The 7,647-nt window shown below is 34.4% G+C and carries 3 protein-coding genes and 1 pseudogene; all 4 read left to right on the forward strand.

The genetic code is table 11. The features are described 5' to 3' along the window. Positions 1-2 precede the first annotated feature (2 nt). A pseudogene (gene ggt / locus ACHZDT_RS06835) lies at positions 3-1,686 on the forward strand (gamma-glutamyltransferase). An 85-nt stretch (positions 1,687-1,771) separates the two neighbouring features. Beyond that, positions 1,772-3,556, forward strand: a complete 1,785-nt coding sequence (locus ACHZDT_RS06840) for a chloride channel protein (RefSeq protein WP_394773885.1) — start codon at positions 1,772-1,774, stop codon at positions 3,554-3,556. A gap of 60 nt (positions 3,557-3,616) precedes the next feature. Beyond that, positions 3,617-4,570: a Fic family protein gene (locus tag ACHZDT_RS06845; protein WP_394773886.1), complete on the forward strand. Its 954-nt coding sequence runs from the start codon at positions 3,617-3,619 to the stop codon at positions 4,568-4,570. 243 nt (positions 4,571-4,813) lie between these two features. Next, positions 4,814-7,645, forward strand: coding sequence for an excinuclease ABC subunit UvrA (uvrA, locus tag ACHZDT_RS06850; protein ID WP_394773887.1), 2,832 nt, complete (start codon positions 4,814-4,816; stop codon positions 7,643-7,645). The last annotated feature ends 2 nt before the right edge of the window (positions 7,646-7,647 follow it).

A 7,647-nucleotide genomic window follows, 5' to 3' on the forward strand; every position in this document is an offset into this window, starting at 1 on the left:
TTATGAAAAAAATCGCCTTTTTATTCAGCTTTATTTCTATTTACAGTTTTGCTCAGCAAACCGCAAAACCAACCGGATTGGTCGCCACAAAAGCAATGGTCGTTTCGGCACGTCAGGAAGCTTCAAAAGTAGGTTTAGAAATCATTCAAAAAGGTGGAAATGCTTTTGACGCAATGGTTGGTACCGAATTGGCTTTGGCAGTAGCATTTCCGTTTGCGGGAAATATTGGCGGTGGTGGATTTATGGTTTATCGAAAAGCAAACGGCGAAGTTGGTTCTTTAGATTATCGCGAAAAAGCACCATTAGCGGCTACAAAAGATATGTTTCTTGATAAAGACGGAAATGTTATAAAAGGTAAAAGTACCGAAACTGCTTTGGCAATTGGTGTTCCGGGAACTATTGCGGGAGTTTTTGCCGTACATAAAAAATTGGGTTCTTTACCAATGTCTGAAATTTTGAAACCTGTTATTGCTTTAGCAGAAAGAGGTGTGGTTGTAACCAAAAAACAAGAAAAAAACATAAACGATTATCGGGATGCTATTATAAAAATAAATGGTGATAAAACGCCATTGGCAACTTTGTATAAAGAAAATGATACAATCAAATATCCTGAACTTGCCAATACGCTGAAAAGAATTTTAAAAAACGGAAAGGATGAATTTTACAAAGGTAAAACGGCTAAAATATTAGTAGATTATCTTCAAAAAAGAGGCGGAATTATTACGCTTAAAGATTTAGCGAGTTATGAGGCAAAATGGAGAAAACCATTGCAATTTACTTATAAGGATTTAAAAATTACGTCAATGTCACCTCCAAGCAGCGGTGGAATTTGTCTGGCGCAAATCATGAAAATGATCGCTCCTTATGATTTATCAAAGATGGGACATAACTCTGAAGAATCTATTCAGGTAATTGTTGAGGCCGAAAGAAGGGCTTACGCCGATAGAAGCCAGTTTCTAGGAGATCCTGATTTTGTAAAAATTCCAATTAATGGGTTATTGTCCAATGCTTATTTAAAAGACAGAATGTCGACTTTTAATGTAAATAAAGCCAGTTTATCATCAGAAATAAAAGAAGGAAAAGTAAATTTTAATGAAAGTACCGAAACTACTCACTATTCGATTGTTGATGCTCAAGGAAAATGCCGTTGCAGCCACCACAACACTTAATGATGGTTACGGATCAAAATATTATTGTGACGAATTAGGATTTTTTCTAAATAACGAAATGGACGATTTTAGCGCAAAACCCGGCTCTCCAAATATGTTTGGCTTAGTAGGAAACGAAGCAAATAGTATCGCTCCGCAAAAAAGAATGTTAAGTTCAATGACGCCAACAATTGTCGAGAAAAACGGAAAATTATTTATGGTCGTAGGTTCTCCAGGCGGATCGACTATTATTACTACTGTTTTGCAAGCCATTTTAAATGTATACGAATACAATTTAAGTATGCAGGAAGCGGTAAACGCACCACGATTTCATCATCAATGGTTACCGGATTTAATTACGTTTGAACCTAATGCATTTGACACAATTACTATAGATAAACTGAAAGCAAAAGGATATTTAATCAACGAAAAAACTACGCCTGTAATTGGTAAACTTGATTGCATTTTGGTTTTACCTAACAGCAATCTTGAAGGTGGCGCAGATTTTCGTGGAGACGATACGGCGGTTGGGTTTTAAATTTTAAAAAGATTTATTCTGGAAAAAGTATACAAATTCGAATGTTTAAAGCTAAATTTGTAATCCCTAACTTTTTAAAGAGATAATGTTAAGAAAATTTTTTCGAAAACTTGAAAGCATTATTGCTTTGGCTCAATCTATATTGACGCCAAAGCAATTTATTTTTTTATCTAGCGTTCTGGTTGGTATTTCCTGCGCATTGGCTGTGATTGTTTTAAAAACATTTGCTCACAGCGTTTTTTCGTTTGCTACCTATATTAACGGAATTTTAAAACTCAGTTTCATAAACAGTATTTTACCTATAATTGGTATTTTGCTTACGGTTTTTGTAGTCAAAAAAGTCCTGAACGGATCGATTCAAAAAGGTACATCTCAAATTTTATACGCTGTTGCTAAAAAAGCAAGTATTATCCCAAAAAAGCAAATGTATGCTCAAATCGTTACAAGTTCGTTAACGGTTGGCTTAGGAGGTTCGGCAGGTTTAGAAAGCCCAATTGTGATTACAGGAGCGGCTTTTGGATCAAATTATGCCCAAAATTATAAATTAGCTTACAAAGACAGAACTTTACTTATTGGCTGCGGAGTTGCTGCCGGAATTTCTGCTGCATTTAATGCGCCAATTGCCGGAGTTCTTTTTGCAATCGAAGTTTTATTAGTGGATGTCAGTATTTCTGCCTTTACTCCTATTATGATTTCTGCAGCGACAGGAGCTTTGGTTTCTGCTATTTTATTAGATGAATCGATTTTATTGTCTTTCAAACAACAACAAACTTTTAATTATCATAATATTCCGTTTTACATTCTTTTAGGATTATTAACTGGCTTTATTGCGGTTTATTACGCCCGAAATTTCCAAAAAGTTGAGCATTATTTTTCAAAATTACAAGTGGGTCCTTATAGAAAAGCCTTAATTGGATCTTCGTTATTGGCATTACTTATTTTTATATTTCCAACACTTTTTGGTGAAGGTTATGAAAGCATTAAAACATTATCAGAATCTGATCCGGGAAAATTATTAGACAATACATTATTTGCAAATTTCAGAGATAATGAATGGGTTTTACTTCTTTTTGTGGGATGTACAATGATGGTAAAAGTTTTTGCTACCGGATTAACTCTTGGTAGTGGCGGAAATGGAGGCAACTTTGCTCCTTCTTTATTTTTAGGTTCTTATCTGGGCTATTTTTTCGCAAAATTCATTAATATGATTGGCTTGTCTAAACTTCCCATTAGTAATTTTACTATGGTAGGAATGGCAGGTATTTTGAGCGGATTATTTCATGCTCCGCTTACTGCAATTTTCTTAATTGCCGAAATTACAGGTGGTTATAGCCTGATGATTCCGCTTATGATTGTTTCTTCAATAAGTTTTGCAATTTCTAAACGTTTCGAAAAATATTCTCTTGATGTAAAAGGTCTGGCTAAAAAAGGTCATGCATTTACAAGTAATAAAGATTCTAATATTTTATCAACTTTAGACATTGATACCATCATTCAATGTGACTATTTAACGGTTCATCCTGAAGAAAATCTCAGTAAATTAGTAGATCTTATTTCACATTCTAATCAAGTTGTTTTTGCAGTTGTTGATAATGAAAAAGATCTTGTAGGAATTGTTCATTTCAATGATATCAGGGAAATTATATTCAACAGTTATCGCGTTAAATATACCTTGATAAAAGATGTAATGAAAATTCCTGCCGCTACAATTTCATCAGATGATAGTATGGAAATCGTAATGAGCAAATTCGAAAAATCTAAAACAGCATTTCTTCCCGTATTACGAAATGATAAATATTTTGGATTTATATCCAAATCTATAGCACTTGAAGCCTATAGAACCAAACTAAGATCCATGACAATTGAATAAGCTTAATATCGGATGAGTTAAAAAATTTTAATATCCGATATTAAGACGTACCTTTGGGTTATGTGGAATATAGACGTAACATACCGAACCGAATTTCAATCAACATTTGATAGATTGTACCAAAAAAGGCTTGATTTGCAAAACAGCAGACCATTGCCAAACATTGCTTTACATAAAATTCGCGAAAGCTTATCCCTTGAATGGACCTACAATTCAAATAGTATCGAAGGAAATACAATGAGTTTACGAGAAACCCAAATGGTAATACAGGAAGGAATTACTATAAAAGGAAAATCGCTTCGGGAACATTTTGAAACCCACAATCACGATAAAGCAATTGATTATTTATACTCAATTGTTGATGATAATTACAATTTACGAAGCATTGACATCCTCTCTATTCATGGATTAGTTTTACGTTCTATCGAAGATGATTTTGCCGGACGACTACGAAACGGAGGCGTTCGAATTTCAGGCGCTAATTTTATGCCACCAAATGCCAGTAAAGTTTCAGATTATCTGGATGAATTGATTGATTTTGTCAATACAAATCCTTTAGGTTTAAACGATATAGAACTTGCCACAATTTACCATCACAAATTAGTCTGGATTCATCCATTCTTTGACGGAAATGGTCGTACAGTTCGTTTAAGCATGAATTTATTATTGATGCGTTGCGGTTTTCCGCCCGCTATTATCTTGAAAAATGATAGAAAAAAATACTACGAAGCACTTAATCAGGCTAATACCGGCAATTATCAAAAATTAATTTTATTGATGTGTCAGGCACTTGAACGAACGCTCAATATTTATTTAAATGCAATGCCGGGCAGTACTTATGATTATCAAAAAATATCAGATATAGTTAGTGAACCAAGTACTCCATACGGGCAGGAATATGTAAGCTTACTAGCCAGAACAGGTAAAATTGATGCTTATAAAGAAGGTAGAAACTGGTACACTACTAAAGAAGCCATTGAAGAATATATGGAAACAAGAAAAAGAAAACGCTAACTTAGGTTCTATAGTCTGGTTAAAAATATTTTTAATCAATTTAAAACACGAATTGCACTGATTTGCACTAATCTTTAAGATTAAATTAGTTTGTGAAATTAATTTCACAAACTAATTAGTGACAATTCGTGAAATTCGTGTTTATTTTTTTGGCATTTTTTGTTACTAATTGTAACATAAAGTTTTGTATTCGAGCATGGAAAGAATAAATCAAAGTGGTAACTTTGCGTTTTGCTCAAAATTATGTTAGAAAAAGACAATACTATTGAAGTTCTTGGTGCAAGAGTTCATAATCTAAAAAATATAGACATTTCTATTCCGCGTGAAAAACTGGTTGTTATTACCGGTTTATCAGGTTCGGGAAAATCCTCTTTGGCATTTGATACCATTTATGCCGAAGGACAACGTCGCTATGTTGAAACTTTTTCGGCTTATGCCAGACAGTTTCTTGGTGGGCTTGAACGTCCTGATGTTGATAAAATCGACGGACTTTCGCCGGTAATTGCGATTGAACAAAAAACAACCAGTAAAAGCCCGCGTTCAACTGTGGGAACTATTACTGAAATATATGATTTCCTTCGACTTCTTTATGCTCGTGGTGCTGATGCTTATAGTTACAACACTGGCGAAAAGATGGTTTCCTATTCTGATGAACAAATTAAGGATTTAATTATTCAGGATTTTAAAGGAAAACGCATCAATATTCTTGCTCCAATTATTAGAGCCAGAAAAGGTCATTATGCTGAGTTATTCCAGCAAATTACCAAACAAGGTTTCTTAAAAGTTCGTGTAAATGGCGAAGTTCAGGATTTAGTTTCAGGAATGAAATTAGATCGTTACAAAACCCACGATATTGAAATTGTAGTCGACAGAATGTTGATTGAAGATACCGAAGACAATCAAAAAAGATTATCGGAAAGCATTAATACCGCGATGCATCACGGCGAAAATGTATTGATGATTTTAGATCAGGATACAAACGAAGTACGTTATTTTAGTCGAAACTTAATGTGCCCTACAACGGGAATATCTTATCAAAATCCTGAACCAAATTTATTTTCTTTCAACTCTCCAAAAGGCGCTTGTCCGCATTGTAACGGATTGGGAACGGTTCATGAAATCAATGTTAAAAAGATTATCCCAAATCCTAAATTATCCATTAAAGCGGGTGGTTTTGCTCCGCTTGGTGAATATAAATCGTCGTGGATCTTTAAACAATTGGAAGTTATTGGCGAAAAATTCAGTTTCAAAATAACAGATCCTATTGAGAAAATTCCGGAAGAAGCTATGACAATGATTTTGCATGGTGGGAAAGATAAATTCGTTGTCAATTCAAAAGATTTAGGAGTTACCCGCGATTATAAAATAGATTTTGAAGGAATATCACATTTCATCAAAAATCAATTTGATGAAACTTCTTCAACAACAATAAAACGTTGGGCAAAAGATTTCATGGACGAAGTAAATTGTCCGGTTTGCGATGGTTCACGTTTGAAAAAAGAAGCATTATTCTTTAAAATCAACGGTAAAAATATTATTGAATTGTGTGATATGGATATCTCTGATTTGACAATCTGGTTTCAGGATTTAAACAAACATTTATCAGACAAGCAACTTTTGATTGCATCAGAAGTAGTCAAAGAAATCAAGGATCGTTTGAACTTTTTAATGAATGTTGGTTTAGAATATTTGGCTTTAAGCCGAAGTTCAAAATCACTTTCAGGTGGTGAAGCACAACGTATTCGTCTGGCAACACAAATTGGTTCACAATTAGTTGGTGTTTTATATATTCTGGATGAGCCAAGTATCGGTTTGCACCAAAGAGACAATGAAAAACTAATTCATTCCTTAGAACAATTACGTGATATAGGAAATTCGGTTATTGTTGTTGAACACGACAAAGACATGATCGAACGTGCTGATTATGTTATTGATATAGGCCCGAAAGCCGGGAAATATGGAGGTGAAATTATTAGTATTGGAACTCCGGCAGAAACTTTAAAATCAAATACAATTACCGCTCAATATTTGAATGGTACAATGAAATTAGAGATTCCGAAAGAACGTCGTAAAGGAAACGGGAAGTTTTTAAAATTAACCGGAGCAACGGGAAACAACTTAAAAAATGTTTCAATAGAATTGCCTCTTGGAAAAATGATTTGTGTTACAGGAGTTTCAGGAAGTGGAAAATCGACTTTGATTAATGAAACCCTCTACCCTATTTTGAACGCTTATTATTTTAATGGTGTAAAAAAACCACAACCTTATAAAAAGATTGAAGGTTTAGAACATATTGACAAAGTAATTGATATAGACCAAAGTCCGATTGGGAGAACACCGCGTTCTAATCCAGCGACTTATACCGAAGTTTTTACAGAAATCAGGAATCTGTTTACGATGACTTCTGAAAGTATGATTCGTGGTTATAAAGCCGGACGTTTTAGTTTTAACGTAAAAGGCGGACGTTGCGAAACCTGTGAAGGTTCTGGTGTTAGAACAATCGAAATGAACTTTTTACCTGATGTTTATGTAGAATGTGAAACATGTCAGGGAAAACGTTTTAACAGAGAAACATTGGAGATTCGATATAAAGGAAAATCAATTTCGGATGTATTGAATATGACGGTTGACGAAGCGGTTCCGTTTTTTGAAATGATTCCGAAGATTTACAGAAAAGTAAAAACCATACAGGATGTTGGTTTGGGTTACATTACTTTGGGACAACAAAGCACCACGCTTTCCGGTGGTGAGGCGCAACGCATCAAACTGGCGGGTGAATTGTCTAAGAAAGATACCGGAAATACGTTTTATATTTTGGACGAACCTACAACAGGGTTACATTTTGAAGACATCAGAGTGTTGATGGAAGTAATTAATAAACTCGTTGACAAAGGAAATACGATTTTGATTATCGAGCACAATATGGATGTTATCAAATTAGCAGATTACATAATTGACATTGGACCTGAAGGTGGAAAAGGCGGCGGACAGCTTATCGCCAAAGGAACACCAGAAGAAATTATAAAAATTAAGAAAAGCTATACAGCTCAATTCTTGAAAAAAGAGTTGTCTTAATT

Origin of the sequence: Flavobacterium sp. (assembly GCF_043722275.1) — a bacterium.
Lineage (GTDB): Bacteria > Bacteroidota > Bacteroidia > Flavobacteriales > Flavobacteriaceae > Flavobacterium.

Bases quoted from the DNA above. Each gene is read 5' to 3' on its own strand.
- ACHZDT_RS06840 (WP_394773885.1), top strand. From the start codon at position 1,772: ATGTTAAGAAAATTTTTTCGAAAACTTGAAAGCATTATTGCTTTGGCT.
- ACHZDT_RS06845 (WP_394773886.1), top strand. From the start codon at position 3,617: ATGTGGAATATAGACGTAACATACCGAACCGAATTTCAATCAACATTT.
- uvrA (WP_394773887.1), top strand. From the start codon at position 4,814: ATGTTAGAAAAAGACAATACTATTGAAGTTCTTGGTGCAAGAGTTCAT.